Genomic DNA, 1,872 nt, shown 5'->3' with positions numbered 1-1,872 from the left:
CGCAACGGCACCGCTCGGAAGGTCGACGATTCAGAGTAAGGACAGCCGAAGCGTCAATCGGGGATCGGGTCAGACCCTCGAGCGGTGCCTCCCTCATCCTCACAGTCGGGGATCTTGAAGTTCCGCGGACAGGGGCGCTGATGGTTCGGGATGCTTCGGCTGGTGCGGTGCAGTCCTGTCCTCATGAGGTGACCAGTGTCCGTTCGTCCTCGGTCCGGGGTGGTAGTGCCAGAGTTCACGGCTCGGACGGCTCGTGCGAGCAATCCTCGTGGGACCACCGCCATGTGGGTACGTGATCACCTTGACGGGCTGTGGAGTGACGAGGACTTTCTGTCCTGGTATCCACGTGACGGACGCCCCGGGCTGTCGCCGGCCCAACTGGCCACGGTCTGCGTGCTGCAGTTCCTGCTCAACCTCTCCGACCGGCAGGCGGCCGAGGCGGTGCGGTGCCGGATCGACTTCAAGTACGCCCTCGCGATGAACCTGGACTACCCCGGCTTCCACCACAGCGTGCTCACGGACTTCCGTGACCGCCTCGGCCAGGACGACCGTGCCGACCGTCTCCTGTCCCTGGCGCTGGACCGGTTACGCGAGGCAGGAATGATCAAGGAACACGGAAGGCAGCGGACCGACTCCACGCAGGTTCTGTCCGCTGCCAGGGAACTCACCCGCCTGGAACTGGTCATCGAAGCGGTCCGCGCCGCACTGGAAGAAGCCTCCCGCGACACACCCCACGTCCTGGACGACCTGGTGGACGCCGAATGGGCCACCCGTTACGGCAGGCCGGTCCGCCTGCCCGCCCAGCCCAGTCACCCCGTCACCCGTCTCAAGCAGGCCGGGGCGGATGCCTGCCGGCTCCTCGAGAACCTGCCGCCCCACCGACGCGGCCCCCGGGCAGATGCCCTGCGACAGATCATGGTGCAGAACTTCCTCGTCGACGCCCGCGGCATCCTGCGTCCCCGCACCGAGAAGGACGGCCGGCCCAAAGGAGCCGTCCAGATCATCTCGCCCTACGACCTGGATGCTCGCCGGGCCATCCGGGGCAACACCCGCTGGAGTGGCTACCTGGTCCACGTCACCGAGACCTGCGACGCCGACGCCCACGTCAACCTGATCACGGACATCGCCACCACCAGCCCCATCCGGGACACCCAGGCCCTGCCCGGCGTCCACGCCCGACTCCGAGACCGCCGACTGCTGCCCGCACAGCACCTGGTCGACGGCGGCTACATATCCACCGCCCTGCTGGCCAACTCCGCACGCGATGACCGCATCCAGCTCGTCGGACCGGTCAAGGCGAGCGGAGCGTGGCAGAAGAAGGAACAGACCGGCTTCACCCGCGACGACTTCACCATCGACTTCGACCGGCGCCAGGTCACCTGCCCCAACGGCCAGACCAGCACCACCTGGCTCGAGGCCCCCGCCATGGCGCCCTACACAGCCGCCCGGTTCACCTCCCGTCAGTGCGACCCCTGCCCGGACCGTCCTGCCTGCACGCGCGGAAAGTCCGCCCGCACCGTGAACTTCCTCCCCCGTCACCTGCACGAACTCCAGGCCACCAACCGCACCGACCAGCAGGACCCCCGCTGGAAACGGCTCTACGCCACCCGGTCCGGCATCGAAGGAACCATCTGCGAACTCGTCAACGCCCACCGAGCCCGCAGAAGCCGCTACCACGGCCACCGAAAGACCCACGTCCAACACGTCCTGACCGGCATCGCCATCAACATCGAACGCCTTGCCTCACGAGCGCATCACCACCCCAGAGGTCTCACGGCGTTCCAGCTCTACCTCGACTCACGCGACCTGACCTGGGAATGCTGGTGGCGACAAGGCAAATGAGTTCGATCCTCAAGATCCCCGACTGTGAGG

At 67.1% G+C, this 1,872-nt stretch carries 1 protein-coding gene; it reads left to right on the top strand.

Going from position 1 to position 1,872, the window contains the following annotated elements; genetic code table 11:
* Nucleotides 1-195 precede the first annotated feature (195 nt).
* The gene (locus AOK11_RS33510; protein ID WP_055597441.1) at nucleotides 196-1,842 is read left to right on the top strand and encodes an IS1182 family transposase; all 1,647 of its coding nucleotides are present in this window, start codon (nucleotides 196-198) and stop codon (nucleotides 1,840-1,842) included.
* Nucleotides 1,843-1,872 lie beyond the last annotated feature (30 nt).

Origin of the sequence: Streptomyces hirsutus (assembly GCF_001418415.1) — a bacterium.
In the GTDB taxonomy this organism is placed as follows: domain Bacteria; phylum Actinomycetota; class Actinomycetes; order Streptomycetales; family Streptomycetaceae; genus Streptomyces; species Streptomyces hirsutus.
The sequence above is the reverse complement of the archived record's forward strand: the minus strand, read 5'-3'. Positions and strand labels throughout refer to the sequence as shown.